General features: G+C 64.8%; 8 protein-coding genes. 4 read left to right on the top strand and 4 right to left on the bottom strand.

Annotated elements, in window-relative coordinates:
- Positions 1 to 6 precede the first annotated feature (6 nt).
- Positions 7 to 5,775: an S-layer family protein gene (locus JJT62_RS16300; protein ID WP_202073841.1), complete on the bottom strand. Its 5,769-nt coding sequence runs from the start codon at positions 5,773 to 5,775 to the stop codon at positions 7 to 9.
- 419 nt (positions 5,776 to 6,194) lie between these two features.
- On the opposite strand from JJT62_RS16300, the gene glf reads away from it, so the two are divergent.
- Positions 6,195 to 7,337, top strand: coding sequence for a UDP-galactopyranose mutase (glf, locus tag JJT62_RS16295; protein WP_202073840.1), 1,143 nt, complete (start codon positions 6,195 to 6,197; stop codon positions 7,335 to 7,337).
- Between the two features lie 12 nt (positions 7,338 to 7,349).
- On the opposite strand, the gene JJT62_RS16290 is transcribed toward glf, so the two are convergent.
- A complete protein-coding gene (locus JJT62_RS16290; protein WP_202073839.1) occupies positions 7,350 to 8,246 on the bottom strand; it encodes a radical SAM protein in 897 nt (298 codons plus the stop codon).
- A gap of 79 nt (positions 8,247 to 8,325) precedes the next feature.
- Entirely contained in the window at positions 8,326 to 9,609 is a 1,284-nt protein-coding gene (locus tag JJT62_RS16285) for a DUF763 domain-containing protein (protein ID WP_202073838.1), read from the bottom strand.
- A gap of 571 nt (positions 9,610 to 10,180) precedes the next feature.
- Between JJT62_RS16285 and JJT62_RS16280 the strand changes: the two genes are divergently transcribed.
- Positions 10,181 to 10,933, top strand: coding sequence for a response regulator transcription factor (locus JJT62_RS16280; protein WP_202073837.1), 753 nt, complete (start codon positions 10,181 to 10,183; stop codon positions 10,931 to 10,933).
- A 66-nt stretch (positions 10,934 to 10,999) separates the two neighbouring features.
- Here JJT62_RS16280 and JJT62_RS16275 read toward each other — a convergent pair whose 3' ends face one another.
- The gene (locus JJT62_RS16275; RefSeq protein ID WP_202073836.1) at positions 11,000 to 14,431 is read right to left on the bottom strand and encodes an outer membrane beta-barrel protein; all 3,432 of its coding nucleotides are present in this window, start codon (positions 14,429 to 14,431) and stop codon (positions 11,000 to 11,002) included.
- Positions 14,432 to 14,910: 479 nt separating this feature from the next.
- Here JJT62_RS16275 and JJT62_RS16270 point away from each other — a divergent pair, with 479 nt between their 5' ends.
- On the top strand, positions 14,911 to 15,189 hold the full coding sequence (locus tag JJT62_RS16270; RefSeq protein ID WP_202073835.1) for a hypothetical protein: 279 nt from the start codon (positions 14,911 to 14,913) through the stop codon (positions 15,187 to 15,189).
- Positions 15,190 to 15,270: 81 nt separating this feature from the next.
- Positions 15,271 to 15,567: a hypothetical protein gene (locus JJT62_RS16265; RefSeq protein WP_202073834.1), complete on the top strand. Its 297-nt coding sequence runs from the start codon at positions 15,271 to 15,273 to the stop codon at positions 15,565 to 15,567.
- The last annotated feature ends 146 nt before the right edge of the window (positions 15,568 to 15,713 follow it).

Raw genomic sequence — 15,713 nt, 5'->3', positions numbered from 1 at the left:
TCGCGCTTACTGGAACAGTTGCATCAGCCGGTTGACCTGCGCAGACGACATCGCATTGATCTGCGTGGTGGTCAGCGCGCTGGCTTGCGTGGTGCTCAGGGCCCCGATGTCGTCGGTCGACAAGCCGGCGATGGACTGCGTGGAGATCGCGACCAGTTGATCGGTCGAGAAGGCCGTGAAGTCCGCGCTCTCGAGCGCCCCGATCTGCGTGGAACTGAGCGCGCCGATCTGGGCGGTGGTGATCGACACAGTCTGATCCGTCGACAACGCCTGCAACTGCGCGGTGGTCATTGCCGAGAGCTGCGCCGTCGACAGGCCCGCAATGTCTGCAGTCGAGACGACGGCAATCTGGGTCGTGAGCAGCGAGGCGATGTCGCGGGCGTCCAACGCGTCGAACTGCGTGGCGCTGAAAGCTGCGATATCGTCCGTCGTGAGAGCGGCGACCTGGCTCGACGTCAGGGCCGTCACCTGCGCGGTGGTGAGCGCGGCGGCCTGGGCCGTGGTCAGGACGCTGATCTGCGCGGTGCTGAAGGCGGCGACCACGTTGGTCCTGAGCGCCGCCACCTGGTCGGTCGACATGGCCGCCACGCCGGCGGTGGTCAAGGCCGACGCCTGGAGCACCGCGGCCTGCGCCGTGGTCATCGCCGCCACCTGATCGGTCGACAACGCTGGGAGCTGGTTCGCTGTCAGAGCCGCGACCTGAGCCGTGCTGAGCGCCACGATATCGGCGGTCGAAGCGGCCGCGATGGCGGCGGTGGACAGCGCGGCGATGTCCCGGGGGCTGAGCGCCGCGAACTGATCAGTGGTGAAGGCCGCCACGTCGTCGGACGACAGAGCCGCCGCCTGCGTGGTGGACAGAACCGCGATCTGCGCCGTGGTCAGCGCCCCCGCCTGAGCCGAGGAGAGGGCGGCGATCTGGGCGCTGCTCAACGCGGCCAAGGCGCCGGTCGAGAGCGCAGCGACCTGATCCGTGGAGAGCGCCGCCACATTGTCCGTCGTCAGCCCGTGCGCCTGAGCCGAGCCGAGCGTCGCGACCTGCGCCGTCGTCAAGGCGGCCACCTGATCGGTCGACAAGACATGGACCTGAGCCGCCGTCAGCGCCGCCGCCTGGGCGGTGCTCAAGGCCGCAATATCGGTCGTCGAGGCGCCGGCGATCGCCGCCGTCGACAGGGCGGCGATATCCCGGGTTTCCAGCGCGCCGAACTGCGCGGTGGAGAGCGCGGCCACGTCGTCCGAGGAGAGCGCGGCGGTCTGCGCCGTGGTCAAAGCGACAATCTGGTCCGTGGTCAGCGCCGCCGCCTGATCGGTCGACAGGGCGCGTATCTGCGCCGCGCTCAGGGTCGCGAGCGACCCGGTCTTGAGCGCCGCAACCTGGCTGGTGGAAAGCGCGGCCACGCTGTCGGTGGTCAGCGCCGCCGCCTGGCGCGAGGAAAGCGCGCCGACTTGCTCCGTCGTCAGCGCCTTGGCCTGGTCGGTCGAGAGCGCATGCGTCTGCGAGCTGGTCAGCGCCACGATCTGCGCCGTGGTGAGAGCGGCCGTCTGATCGGTCGACAGGATGCCGATTTGAGCGGTGCTCAGGGCTGCGATGGCGGCCGATCTCAAAGCCGCCACCTGGTCCGTCGTCAGAGCCGCGACGCTATCGGTCGTCAGCGCCGCCGCCTGGGCCGAGCTGAGAACGGCGGCCTGCGCCGTCGTCAGCGCGGCTGTCTGAGCGCTGGACAAAGCATGCGCCTGGCCGGTGGTGAGGGCGGCCGCCTGGGCCGTGCTCAGAGCTGCGATGTCGTCCGTCGAGGCGCCGGCGATGGCGCTCGTCGACAGGGCTGCGATATCGCGCGTGCTCAAGGCCGCGAATTGGGCGGTCGAGAAGGCCGCCACATCATCGGAGGAGAGAGCGCCGGCTTGCGCCGAGGTCAAAGCGGCGATCTGGGCGGTGGCGAAGGCCGCCACCTGAGCCGTCGACAGAGCGCTGATCTGCGCTGTGCCGAGGGCCGCGACAGCCCTGGTCGAAAGCGCCGCGATCTGATCCGTGGAGAGCGCCGCGACGCTGTCCGTGGTGAGCGCGGCCGCCTGGCCCGAGCTGAGGACGGCGACCTGCGCCGTCGTCAGCGCCGCGGCCTGGTCGGTCGACAGCGCGTGCACCTGGTTCGACGTCAGGGCCGAGGACTGGCCCGTGCTGAGCGCGGCGAGGTCGTCGGTCGAGGCGCCGAGGAGAGCGGCGGTCGTCAAGGCGGCGATGTCGCGGGTGCTCAGCGTCGCGAACTGCGCCGTCGAGAGGGCGGCGATGTCGTCGGACGACAGCGCCGAGGCCCCAGACGTCGTCAGGGCGCCGATCTGCGCGGTCGTGAGCGCCGCGATCTGCGCCGTGGAGAGCGCGTGGATCTGCGCTGTGCTCAGCGCGGCGACTGCGCTGGTCTTGAGCGCCGCAACCTGATCGGTGGAAAGCGCCGCAACGCTGTCCGTCGTGAGAGCGGCCGACTGCCGGGAGCTCAAAGCGGCCACCTGATCGGTTGTCAGCGCCGCCGCCTGATCCGTCGACAGAGCGCGCGTCTGCGTGGTGGTCAGGGCGACGACCTGGGCCGTGGTCAGCGCCGCGGCCTGAGCCGTCGACAAGGACTGGACCTGCGCGGTGGTCAAAGCGGCGACCGCGCTCGTCTTGAAGGCGGAGAGCTGATTCGTCGACAGCGCCGCGACGCTGTCGGTGGTGAGCGCGGCGGCTTGAGCCGAGCCCAGGACCGCGACCGAACCGGTCGTCAACGCGGCCGCCTGGTCCGTCGACAGCGCGCGAACTTGCGCGCTCGTCAGCGCGCCGGCCTGCGCGGCGCTCAGGATGGCGACGTCGTCCGTCGACACTCCGGCGAGCGCGCTCGTCGACATCGCGGCAAGGTCACGCGCCTCGAGCGCGCCAAACTGCGCCGTGGTGAAGGCGGCCACGTCGTCCGAGGAGAGCGTCGCGCTTTGCGTCGTCGTCAGGGCGGCGATCTGGCTGGTCGTCAGCGCGCCAACCTGGGCGGTCGAGAGCACGTCGATCTGCGCCGTGCTCAGCGCCGCGATGGCGGCCGACCGGAGCGCCGCGATCTGATCCGTGGAGAGAGCGGCGAGGCTGTCGGTCGTGAGCGCGGCCACCTGCCCGGACGACAGCGTGGCGATCTGAGCGGTCGTCAGAGCGGAGGACTGATCGGACGAGAGCGCATGGAGCTGCCTGGTCGTCAGGGCGGCGACCTGCGAGGTGGACAGCCCCGCGAGATCCTCGGTCGCGACCGCCGCCAACTGGCTCGTTTGCAGCGCCGCGAGGTCGCGGGAGCTGAGGGCGTCGAACTGCGTCGAGGTGAAGGCGGCGATGTCGTCGGTCGTCAGCGCGGCCGTCTGCGCCGTTGTCAGGGCGCCAATCTGGGCGGTGGTCAGCGCGCTCGCCTGAGCCGTCGTCAGGACGTGGACCTGCGCGCTGCCGAGCGCCGCGACAGTGGACGTCCTCAGGCTGGCGATCTGGTCGGTGGTGAGGGCTGCGATGCTATCGGTCGTCAAGGCGGCGGCCTGGCCGGAGCTGAGGACGGCCACTTGGGCGGTCGTCAGAGCGGCGGTCTGATCGGTCGACAAGCTGCGCATCTGCACGGCCGTGAACGCCGCGATCTGCCCGGTGCTCAGCGCGGCGATCTCAGCCGTCGACACGCCGGTAAGGGCGGTGGAGGTGAGCGCCGCCAGATCGCGAGAGCTCAGCGCCGCGAATTGGTCGGTCGAGAAGGCGGCCAGATCGTCGGAGGAAAGGGCCGCCGCTTGCGCGGTGGTCAGCGACGCCACTTGAGCGGTGGTCAGCGCCGCCGCCTGAGCGGTCGTCAGCGTAACGATTTGCGCCGTGCTCAAGGCGGCGACAGAGCTGGATTTCAACGCCGCGACCTGATCCGTGGAGAGCGCTGCGACGCTATCCGTGGTGAGCGCGGCCGCCTGACGGGAGCCGAGGACCGCCACTTGCGCCGTGGTGAGCGCCGCGGCCTGATCGGTCGACAGCGCGCGCATCTCGGCGGTCGTCAAAGCGGCGACCTGCGCCGTGCTGAGAGCGGCGATGTCCGCCGTCGAGACGCCGGCGAAGGCGCTCGAGGACAAAGCCGCGAGGTCGCGCGTTTCGAAAGCCGCAAGCTGCGCCGTCGAGAGCGCCGCGATGTCGTCCGAACTCAGGCGCGCCGCCTGCGCGGTGGTGAGCGCGACAATCTGGGCAGTGCCGAGGGCGGCGGCCTGGCTGGTCGACAATGTGTCGATTTGCGCCGTGCTCAGCGCGGCGATGGCGCTGGTCTTGAGCGCCGCGACCTGGTCTGTCGAGAGCGCGGCAATTTCGTCGGTGGTCAGCGCGGCGGCCTGGGTGGAGCCGAGCGCGGCCACCTGCTCGGTGGTCAGGGTGGCGACCCGGATCGCCGAAAGCGCTTGGATCTGCGTGGTCTTCAGCGCGGCAACCTGCGCGGTGGTCAGCGAGATTGTCTGACCGGCCGAGAGGACGCCGATCTGCGCGGTGGTCAGCGCCGCGACGGCGAGGGTCTTGAGCGCCGCAACCTGATCGGTGGAGAGCGCGGCGACCGCGTCCGTCGTCAGCGCGGCGGCCTGGCCGGAGCCTAGCGCGGCGACGGCGGCGGTGGTGAGAGCGGCCGCCTGATCGGTGGAGAGGGCGCTGATTTCAGCGGTGGTCAGGGCGGCGGCCTGAGCGGTGCTCAGCGCCGCAATATCGGCAGTGGAGGCCGCGGCGAGGGCGCTCGTGGACAAAGCGGCGATGTCGCGGGCCGAGAGGGCGCCGAACTGCGCGGTGGAGAAGGCCGCGACGTCGTCGGAGGTGAGCGCGGCCGTTTGGGCGGTCGTCAGCGCCGCGACCTGCGCCGTGGTCAGGGCGGCGGCCTGGTTGGTCGAGAGGGCCTGAATTTGCGCGGAACCCAGCGCTGCAAAAGAACTCGTTTTCAACGCCGCGATCTGATCCGTGGACAGAGCGGCGACGGCGTCGGTGGTCAGCGCCGCAATCTGGCTGGAGCCGAGGACGGCGATTTGCGCCGTGGTCAAGGCGGCGGCCTGGTCCGTCGAAAGCGCGTGCATCTGCGCGCTCGTGAGCGCGGCCGCCTGCGACGTGTTCAGCGCGGCGATGTCCAAGGTCGAGACGCCGGCGAGGGCGCTGGTGGTCAGCGCGGCGAGGTCGCGGGCGCCGAAGGCGCTGAATTGGCTTGCGGAAAGAGCGGCGACGTCATCCGACGACAAGGCGGCCGCCTGGGAGGAGGTCATCGCCGAGATCTGGGCGGTTGTGAGAGCGCCGATCTGCACCGAGGAGAGCGCCTGTATCTGTGCGGAGCTCAATCCTGCGACCGCATTGGTCTTCATCGCCGCGATTTGGTCGGTGGCGAGCGCAGCGACGCTGTCAGTGGTCAGCGCATTGGCTTGGGCGGAAACGAAAACCGCGATTTGCGCTGTCGAGAGAGACGCGATCTGGTCGGTCGAGAGCGCGTGTAGCTGGCTCGTGGTGAAAGCGGCGACCTGACCTGTGGACAGCGACGTGAGGTCGGTGCTGGTAATCGCGGTGATCTGCGTGCTCGTGAAGCCGAGGATGGCGCTCCAGCTAAGGGCGCTCATCTGCGTCGCCGAAAACGCCGCGACGTCATCCGTATTCAGGGCGCGGATCTGACTCGACGTCAGTGCCGCCGCCTGAGCGGTCGTCATAGCCGCTATATCGTCGGTCGTGAGCTTTGAGATCGTGCTCGTCGAGAGCGAGGCGACTTGGCTGGGGGTGAGCGAAGAAATGATGGAGGTCATATGCCGGCCCTTGAGCTGTTGGTGTGCGTCCCAAAGAGTTCACTTTGAAAGCCCTCTCCGCAGACGCTGCTGCGCGCGCCATCGCCGCCGCGCGAGTGGCGGCGATCCCCGCGCGCAAATGCGGCCGGGGCACAAAAGCTACGAAAAGGGGCAGGACACGTCGCGTGGACCGAGGCTCGAGATCGGCGGATCAGGAAAACGTCGCCAAGGAGTCTTCGGACAATGGTGGACAGATCATCTGTCCTACGCGCGAACTAGCCGGGCGAACGGCCGGCTTGACCACAGTAACGGCATCTTTCTAACAAGAAGTTTCCAGCGACGCTTAAAGGCGCGTCATAGGTCGATTTTCTGGCCGGGGCCCGGCAGCGTCGCGCCAGCCTGACCCAGTAGTTTCCCTCGATGAACTTGCGAGGGGCCAGATGAGATATTGCGTGGTTGGCGCGGGCTTGAGCGGCGCCGTGATCGCCAGGAGCCTGGGCGAGGCGGGGCACAAGGTTCTGGTCGTCGACGAGCGATCGCATCTTGGCGGCAACTGTCACAGCGCCCGTGACCCTGAAACGGGCGTGATGACTCATATTTATGGCCCTCACATCTTTCACACCTCGAACGAACGGGTCTGGTCTTACGTCACGCGCTTCGCGGAGATGAGGCCCTATAACCATCGCGTCGTCGCCGTCGCCAAGTCGGGCGTCTATTCGCTGCCTTTGAACTTGATGACGATCAATCAGTTCTTCAAACGATGCATGGGGCCGGCCGAGGCGCGCGCTTTCATCGCCTCGAAAGCGCGTAAGATCGAAGAGCCGCAAAATTTCGAGGAGCAGGCGCTCGCCTTGATGGGCGAGGAGCTCTACGAGGCCTTTTTCAAAGGATACACGTCGAAACAATGGGGCATAAGCCCGACGGACCTCCCGGCGTCCGTGCTGAAGCGCCTGCCCGCGAGATTCGATTACAACGACAGTTACTTTGCGCATCATTATCAGGCCATTCCCAGCAACGGCTACACGGCGATGGCCGAGAACATTCTCCGCGCGCCGAATGTCGACGTCCGGTTGAACTGCCGCTTCGAGGAGCTGAGCGAGAATTTCGCTCATGTCTTCTATAGCGGGCCGCTCGACCGCTTTTTCGGTTTCCGGCTCGGCCGGCTCGGCTACCGCACGCTCGACTTCGAACGAATGATCGACAAGGGCGACTTCCAGGGCGCTGCGGTTATTAACTACTGCGACGCCGACGTGCCGTTCACGCGAATAACCGAACACAAATATTTTGCGCCCTGGGAAAAAGACACATTCGATTTGACCCTTTGCTACCGGGAATATAGCCGGGCCGCCGGCGCGGATGACATACCTTATTATCCGATCCGGCTCGCCAATGAGCAGAAGCTGCTGCGCAGCTACATCGAGCTCGCCCGCGCGAGCGAAAAGGTGAGTTTCGTCGGGCGGCTCGGCACCTATCGATATTTGGATATGGATGTGACGATCGAGGAAGCTCTGGCCGCCAGCGACAGGCTGCTGGAGCTGATCGCGCGCGGAGAGGCGCCGCCGTCGTTCTTTGTCGAGCCGTGAGGGGCGACGCCGCTAGAGCCCGCGCGCCCAGGCGGGCCGCAGCGGCGCAGAATCCGGCTCGGCGATCGCCCTGCGCAGGTCTTGAAGCAGCCGGGACTTGTCGGCGCCCAGCGTTCCTCTGAGGACGAGCCAATTCGAGGCGTGGTCACTGCGAAAGACCGTCCTATTCAGCTCCAGCGCGGAAATGAACAGCTCCATCTCCCGCATGAGGCCCAATATGTCGAGCGGCTCCCAGTCTGGGAAATTTCCCCGCAGCCGCGCGTCGCCGTAGGGAAAGCTCACCACCAGCGTGGCGAGGAACTCCGGTTGCGTGGCATTCATCAACGCCGCCGAATTCAGCGCATGTTGGCGCGACAGCTTGGTTCCGCCGAGGCCGTTTAGGATCATCACGGAGCGTTTGACGCCCGCCTCCTGCAATTTTTCCAGCGCCTCGCGCGTGGTTGCGAAAGTCTCGCCCTTGTCGACCCGCGCCAGCACATCGTCGTCGCCGGATTCCGCGCCGACATAGACGAGCGAGAGCCCGAGCTCCTTGAGTTCTTTAAGCTCCGCCGCTGACTTTTTTCGGACATTACGCGGCAGGCAATAGCTCGATACCCGGCGCACGCCCGGCAAATCGCGTCGGATCGCCTCGAGCACGGCGACGAGCCGGCGGGTCGAGAGCGTCATCGCGTCTCCATCCGCCAGGAAAACGCGTTTGACGTCTGGACCCAATTGTTCGCCGCAGCGCTTTATGCTTTCGAGCACTTCCTGCGCATCTCTGGGGCGGAAGCGCTTTTGTGGCGCGCTATACATTTCGCAGAATGTGCAGCGATTCCACGAGCAGCCATTGGTTACGGGCAGGATAAGCGAGTCAGCTTCGCTCGGCGGGCGGTAGACAGGTTCGACGTAGCGAATAGGGAAAGTCGTCATGTGCAAGCGGCTGGGATAGGAGAGGCGGCCAGAGTTTAACGCAACTGCGGCGCCAGCCGAAACGCCCATTTTCTTCCGTTCAGGCGCGCGTCGCTTTGTTACGCCGGCTTTCCGCGGGCGGTTCCGTGGCGCCCTCGGGAGCGGGCTCCCAGCCGAAGACGCTTCGCCCGCCATATTCATGCGAGCGGCGCCGCTCCTCTTCAATAAATTGCGGCCGAGACGGGCCAGTAGCGTTGCGCTCCAGACGCCGCGCGCGCTCGTCGAGCCGGCGAAGGGCGTCGAGCCTGTCGGCGTTTCCGAGCTTCGCCCTGCTGACCGCGCTTCTCAACACGTCGATCGTCTTGTCGTAGACGTCGATGGGAACCGGATAGGGATGGCGATCCTTGCCGCCATGAGCGAGCGAGAAGCGCGCCGGATCTGCGAAGCGGCAGGGGGCGCCGTGGACAACTTCCGCCACCATCGCGAGCGAGCGAACCGTGCGGGCGCCAACGCCTGGCACGAGCAGCAGATCGGCGAAGTCTTGTGGGCCCTGATCCGCGGCGGCGGCGAGGGCCCCGTGCAGCCTGCGAAGCATCACATCCTTGGGGCGGACGTCGTGATGGGCCGGCATGAAGAGGTGCGGGAGCGTGGTTTGCGCAGGCGCCGGCTCGGATTTGCCTTCGGCGGCGGCGACCTCACGCAGCAGGCCGTCCGGCCCGAGGTCGCGCAGAAGATCGAGCTGGCGCGCGCGCGAGGCGCTGGCCCTGTAATCGGTGAGATTGACGATTTCGCCCTGGTTCTCCCCATCGATGGCTGCGTGAGGCGCCTCGACGAAATCTTTCAGCCCTTCCGAGAGCCAATGATAGCGGCGGGCATAGCGCGTCTCGCCGTTCATCCCCTGCTGAACAACCACCCATTTGCCGTCGTCGGCTACGATGAATCCGTGCAGATAAATATCGAACCCGTCTTGCACGGCGGCGCTGTCCACCTTGGCGACAAGCCGGCTCGCCCGCGCAAGCGCCGCTCCATCGAAGCCCACGCGCGCGCCGATGGTCTTCAGCTCGAGCGGGGTTTGGCGAGAGCGCGCGCCGCGTCCGCCGCAGACATGTAGGCCAAGCTCTCCCGCGAGCGGCGTCAGGCCGCGTCTGAGCGCGCCGATCACGCTGGTGGTGACGCCGGAGGAGTGCCAATCCATGCCCATGACGGCGCCGAAGGATTGGAACCAGAACGGATGGGCGAGACGGCGCAGGAACTCGTCGCGGCCGTAATGATGCACGATCGCTTCGGCGATCACCGCGCCGAGGCGCGCCATGCGCTGGCTGAGCCACGCCGGAACGCGCCCGTAATGAAGCGGCAGATCGGCGCTGCCTGAACGTCGTGTCACGTTTGAATCCCGAAAGCGAGCGTGTTGGGCAGGATGTATCCGCTCGGGCGCGACATGCAAGGCCGTTATCTCCCGGCGCATCCGGCCTCAGCCTTTCGAGCGGCGCGGACATTCGGAACCTAATATTCTTTCGCCTCTCCCGAGAGCGTCTTTCTTTCCTCGTTTCTTCCTGAGCTTTTGCGGAACCCGCGTGAATTGGCGAGGGATGGATTTCGATGTGACAGACTGCGGGGTTTCGGAGTCGGCAAAATAGCGGGAGAAGCAAGAGCAGGGACAGTCCTGGACGATCGGTATGCGGCGGACTTGTTCACTGTTGTCGAAGATGCGTGAGTTGTAACGGGCGACATACCGGGGTTGTGTAATGTCTTGTGGTTTTTCCGCACTCCTTCCTGGGTAAGTAGTTTTACATACGTATAATACTGTATATGCTGCAAGCAGCTTGGCCTTATAATTTTGCTGTTAATCGCGGGTTCTCAGTCTTGACGGAGGTGATTAAATTTATCTTGCAACGAAAACTAATCCGGCTAAAGTTTAATTCCACGTTGTGTTGTGGTTTGCGTAGGGGGTTGCCATGATTGGAGAAGCTCAAGACGAGATCTTTTCGCGCGAGGAGATTTTCGCGAGCCAGAACTTATCCGACGCCTTCTCGCCGTCCGTCATCATCATCGAAACGAGAGCGCTTATCCGAGAATGCTTGGCCATGTGCCTGCAAAAAAAGCTCGGATTGCCAATCCTGACCTATCCGGACGTGGCGTCCTGGAGCCAGGACCCGACCGGCGCCTCCGCCTGCGTCATTATCCTCAGCGGCGTCGACAAGCAGATCGAGGCCGAGCAATCCGAGCTGATCCGGGAATTGTCGCAGTGGGAGAAAGAAGTCCCCGTCGTTCTCTTCTCGGACAATGAAAGCCGCAGCCACATCGCCAATAGCCTGCGCAGCGGCGCGAAGGGCTATATTCCGAGCGACACGCCGCTCGAAGTCGTCGCCAGGGCGATCAAGCTCGTTCTCGTGGGAGGCGTGTTCGTCCCGGCGAATGCGGTGATGGAAACGCGGCCGGAGGAGTCGAACGAGAGCATCCGCTGTGATGCAAAGTTCGATTTTACGGTCCGCGAAAACGATGTGGTCAAAGCCTTGCTCAAAGGCAAATCCAACAAGGTCATCGCCTATGAGCTGAGCATGAGCGAGAGCAGCGTGAAGGTTCACATCCGCAACGTCATGCGCAAGCTGCAAGTGCGCAACCGCACCGAGGCGGTGATCCGGATCGCGGAGATTGTTCGCGGCCAGACGGGGCAGCAGGAGGAAACGCCGACGTCCTACTGCGCGTAACACTCGTCCACGTAACAAAGGCCGCGACGCGAAAAGCGCGCGGCTTTTTCGTGCGTGGTCGCGGCGCTACCGGGTGAGGGCCGGTAGGACCGCAATGGGATCGAAGTGGTAATTCAGTCCCAGGCGCGCAATGTCTCCGCTGAACCGCGTGCTGGCTGTTAGGGCGGCTTTATTGGTGCGGCCGAGGAACTCGGTTGCGATCACGCCGGCGCCATATTGCGCGCGGCCAAGATCATAGTGCAGATACTCCGCCTTCAGGCTTATGTCGGGAGCGAATTTCCATTCGATGCCGCCGCCGAGAGTCCATCCAATCCGGCCGGCCGAATAACTGCCAACGGAACCCGTCGACTGAAGGAAAAGAAGCGTCGAGTCGGTTTGATGCGCCGTCAAGTTCTGAACCGTGGCGCCGCCATAGGCGAAGCCGCCGGTTCCATAGGCGAGCAGGGACGGCGTGACCAGGAAACCGCCGCGCATCCGTAGCGTGCCGAACCAGTCGAGCGTTTTCTCGCTGTGAACCGCCGTGCTGGAGGCCCCGGAGGGGACGCCGGCGACAGAGTTTGGCGCGAAACCAATGAAGCCGCCGCGGCCTTTTTGGCTCGCCCCCTGCAAATCCGCTTCGACGCCGAGGACATAATTGCCGATCAACCAATTATAGCCAGCTTGGCCGCCGCCCAGCGCGCCATTGGCGGAAGCGCTCGAGACGCCTGTCGCGCTTGCGGCCATGGAGCCGGCGAGATTGCCGGCAACGGCTCGGTCGATGTCGGCCTGGATTGGTCCCGCGGCCAGCGCGACCGACGGGGACGCGTCCCAGCCGTAACCGGCGTTGAGGCCGGCATAGAAGCCTTGCGCGAAGGCCGCCGGCGCCTGCGCCGGAGATTCGCCTGCCGGCCGTCCGAAGAAATAATTGAGACCCACGCGCACGACGTCGCCACGGAATTGCGTGTGCGCGCCAGGCAGGATGACGTTTGTGTCGCCGGTCAGGGTAAGGGTGGTGACAAGAGGAGAGAGCGCGTAGTTGACGCTTCCAAGATCATAATGAAGGTACTCCGCCTTCACGCTGAGATTGGGCGCAAACATCCATTCGAGACCGGCGCCGATCGTCCATCCGACTCTGAAGCCGGAGTAGCCGCCGGTCGCGCCGGCGGATTGCAGAAACGGGCCGAGTGGCGCGAAGGGCGCCCAATTCTGACGAACGAAGGTGCTCGCGCGCGCCTCGCCGTAAGCCACGCCGCCCGTTGCATAGGCCAGAAACCTCGGCGTAACGAGATAGCCGAGCCGCGCGCGCGTCGTTCCGAGCCAGTCGACGTTCTTCGTGTGGTCGATGCTTGTCGCTAAAGGCTCGACCGCGAACAGCCGGTTTTGGACGTCGACCTCGAAAAACGAAGCCCCGCCATTTGTGAGCGCATGCCGGGTTCGTGCGTTTGACCCCTGAATGTCGGTCTCCAGGCCGGCGACGACCTTGCCGAATTGCAAATTGTAGCCGGTCTGGGCGCCGCCGGCGAAACCGCCGCCGGCTTCGATCGCTCGGCCTCTCAGACCATTCGCCGACGCGAGCCAATGGGGAACGAGCCCCGTAAAAAACGTGTCGATGCCCGTCCAGAGCGGCACGCCGGCCGTCGCGATCTCGGGCCTCGGATCCCAAGTGTAGCCGGCGTTCAAACCTGCGTAGAAGCCCTCCCATAAAGGGGAGGCGGGCTTTTCATCCGGCGGGCCCTTTTTGAAAATGCCGCTTGGCGCGGCCGGCGTCGCCTCGGGCGCGAAGGGGTCGCCCGCGAAGCGCATATTGTAAGTCACATTGGTGCGATAGCCGCTGTTGCGAAACGGAATGTTCGACAAATCGCGACCGACCTCGATCGAGAGCGACTCGCCGAAGGGCGTGCCCGTGAAATTCGTATCGGTCCGCACGCCGCCGCCGAAGGTCTCGGCCCATATATGCCGGAAAAATCCCGGCGAGCGCTCTTCGCGCACGCCGCTGCCCCAGGCGCCGAACACGTAAGGCGACACCAAATGATTATAGCCGAGCAGCGCGAGATTGACCGGCCGTGACAGCTCGGCGCGGGCTGTGACGCCGCGGTCGACGTTGAGCGTGCCCGACGCATAGCCCGACACCGCTTCCGGGCCGTCGAGCAAAAAGTTTTCCGGGATCATGAGCGGCTTGCCGAAGCTCGTTTGCAGGCGGCCGATCGCGGAGAAGATGAAGTTTTCCGGCAGGCCGACGTCGAGGCGGCCTTTCAGATTGAGCCGGTCGAAACTGGGGCTCGCGCCAAGGCGCGACAGCGGCGGGCCAAAGGCGAAGTCCGTGCTGTCCAAACGGCCGCCAAGGCCCCGCCCATAAGCGATAAGACCCGCAAAGGTCGCGTTCTCCAGCCAGGGGATGCGGTATTTGACGTCCGCGGACAGCCTCAGGACATTGTAGCGGTCTCGGAAAACATCCTGGATCGGAGACGGGAAAGGCGCCCAGGCCGGTTGAATGAAGCCGAGCGGCAGGGGGCGGTAACGGTAGCGGTTGTTGATGTGCTCGGCGTCCGCCTGAATGCGCAGGGTGAGGTCGGTTGTGAGGAAAAGCGGATAGGCGACGCGGGCATAGACGCGGTCGAATCTTCCCGTGACGCGCTCCCCCGCAAAGAGAAGCTCGTCTGGAAGCGTGGAGAAATAGGGAGACGGGCGGGATCGCGCCATGAGATAGCCGGCGCCGAAAACCAGGCCGTCGGCCCCGATGGGCACAAAAACATCGGTGCTATAAGCTTCGCTTTTTGAGGTTCCGCTGAAATAGCGCTCGAAATCCGGCGTCGACGAAACCGCGCCAGCGATTTGTTCGCCCAACCCCAGGGCGTTGTTCAGCGCGAAGGTCTGCGCAAACTCCCACGTCCCATATTCCTTCGGCAGCCGATTGGTAATCGCGCTCGCGCCCGCGACGCGGCTTTCTACCACCGCGACATTCAGAGAATAGCCGTCACGGGAATCGAGCGGCGTCGTCGAGGCTTGGCCGCTGACGCCGGCGATGGCGCCGACGAGCAGGGTGCGTCGCTGATACTCGGCGGCCGCCAGATGGCGCTGGCCGACGAGCGGTTGCAGCCGGGCGCGCACAAGCTCGCGCGCGCGTTCGGGAACGGCGGAGAGTTCGAGCTTCTCGATGACGCCGTCGGTGACGTCGAGCTTTACCACGCCATCGGCGAAGTCGGGGCGCGGCGCCGAAAGCGTCGCAAGCGGAAAGGACTTCGAATAGGCGGCCTGAAGTTCGGCGGCCGCCTGATAAATTTCGGCGAGGCTCAGCCGTTTGCCCTGGAGCTTCTGAACGAGCGCGGCGTTCTGCTCGGCAAGCTCGGGGAACGCGCCTGCAATCGTCACGACGCGCACGGTGACGAATTTCTTGTCCGCCGCCTTGGGCATTTGGAGGCCGGCGCGCCCATGCGAGGCCACCGTTTGCAGCTCGCGCTCCTGCGGCAGCTTTGCCGCAGGCGCGAGAACCGTCGGGTTCAATACTTGCGCGCGAGCCATGGACGCCGGCCATGCGACGCCTGCGGCGCAGGCGGCCAGACAATAAGCGCCAGGACCGAGGCGGCGACGCTTCGAGCACTTCTGGTTCTTAGCCAAAGGTTTCTTTGCCTGTTTTCGGGAAGGATTGCCTGGGGCGGGGGAGACCATCGCGTAACTCTAAGCGCCGTCACGACGACCGCGCCAGTATTAGAATGGATAATGATGGTCGTTTTCGTGCGCTGCGCTGTTTTTGCAACAGGAAAATACGTAGTTATACGTATTTCTATGTATTTATACTTAGAAGAGCCGAGCCGCGGCGTTGACCCAATGGCCGCGCCCTTATGGGTCGGAAGCAGGCGCTCGGGTCGAGAAGTCTGGAAATTACTAAGTTTCATCCAATCCAAAAGGGCGCCTATGAGGTTGGCGCTTCCGGGAATAGGCTCGTTTTTGCATTGACGAAGTAAAATCTAAAAAACATCGAGTAAACAAGGGAGCTACTCATGAGAAAACTGCTGGCGTTATCCGTGGCTTTTTGCTGTTTCTCCGGCGCCGCCCTGGCAAGCTCATACGGCTCGATCACACAGTTCGTCGGGGGCGTCGACGGCGCCCTTGCGCTCCAGCAAGCTCAAATCGGGCAAAACACAGGGAAGGGCACGGATAACTTGGCGCACATCGGCCAATATATTTTCGGCGCGTCGGCAGGCTCTGTCGTCATCCAAAACGCGACCATCAATCAGATCACGGTCGCCCCCCTGTCTCCATTCTCGAACGGCTTCTGAGGAATTAGGGCTTCCGACGCGAACCAGGTCGCGGCCGTTTCATCAGCCGCGGCCAACCGGCCGTCCAAGCTGGAGCAAAGCATGCGCTCTATCGCCATTGCCGCCGTTCTTTGCGGCGGAACGCTCGCAGCCAACGCCGAGCCTCTCCAGTTCAATGAAATTTACTGGTTCGACTCCCCGCAGATCAGCGTCATTGCCGCCGTCCAGATCGGGCCGGGCGTGGGCATCGCCGCTCGCCAAGGGAGCGCGGTCAATATTTTCCGAGCCAATCAGATCGCTCCCGTCTCCTATGCCGACGTAACCCAGATGGGCTATGTAAACCGCGCGACGGTCATGCAGATCGCACCGGGCCAGCCTTTCGTCGGTGCCCTACAGTAGCGGTTTCATCCAGGGCGTCGGCGCGCCAGAAAAACAATGAAACGCGGCGAAGCTCTGTTTGGAGCGCGGGGCGCAACCTTTAAGCGGTTGTTCGCCCCGCAACCGCATTGGCAAATGCGTTTCGAGCAGGCAATCTCATCGCTTCT

It is taken from the genome of Methylocystis sp. Sn-Cys (assembly GCF_016745395.1).
GTDB lineage: Bacteria > Pseudomonadota > Alphaproteobacteria > Rhizobiales > Beijerinckiaceae > Methylocystis > Methylocystis iwaonis.
The sequence above is the reverse complement of the archived record's forward strand: the minus strand, read 5'-3'. Positions and strand labels throughout refer to the sequence as shown.

What these genes read in the sequence shown, in the direction of transcription:
- JJT62_RS16300 (WP_202073841.1), bottom strand. Translation starts at nt 5,775, where the DNA reads ATGACCTCCATCATTTCTTCGCTCACCCCCAGCCAAGTCGCCTCGCTC.
- glf (WP_202073840.1), top strand. Translation starts at nt 6,195, where the DNA reads ATGAGATATTGCGTGGTTGGCGCGGGCTTGAGCGGCGCCGTGATCGCC.
- JJT62_RS16290 (WP_202073839.1), bottom strand. Translation starts at nt 8,246, where the DNA reads ATGACGACTTTCCCTATTCGCTACGTCGAACCTGTCTACCGCCCGCCG.
- JJT62_RS16280 (WP_202073837.1), top strand. Translation starts at nt 10,181, where the DNA reads ATGATTGGAGAAGCTCAAGACGAGATCTTTTCGCGCGAGGAGATTTTC.
- JJT62_RS16275 (WP_202073836.1), bottom strand. Translation starts at nt 14,431, where the DNA reads ATGGCTCGCGCGCAAGTATTGAACCCGACGGTTCTCGCGCCTGCGGCA.
- JJT62_RS16270 (WP_202073835.1), top strand. Translation starts at nt 14,911, where the DNA reads ATGAGAAAACTGCTGGCGTTATCCGTGGCTTTTTGCTGTTTCTCCGGC.
- JJT62_RS16265 (WP_202073834.1), top strand. Translation starts at nt 15,271, where the DNA reads ATGCGCTCTATCGCCATTGCCGCCGTTCTTTGCGGCGGAACGCTCGCA.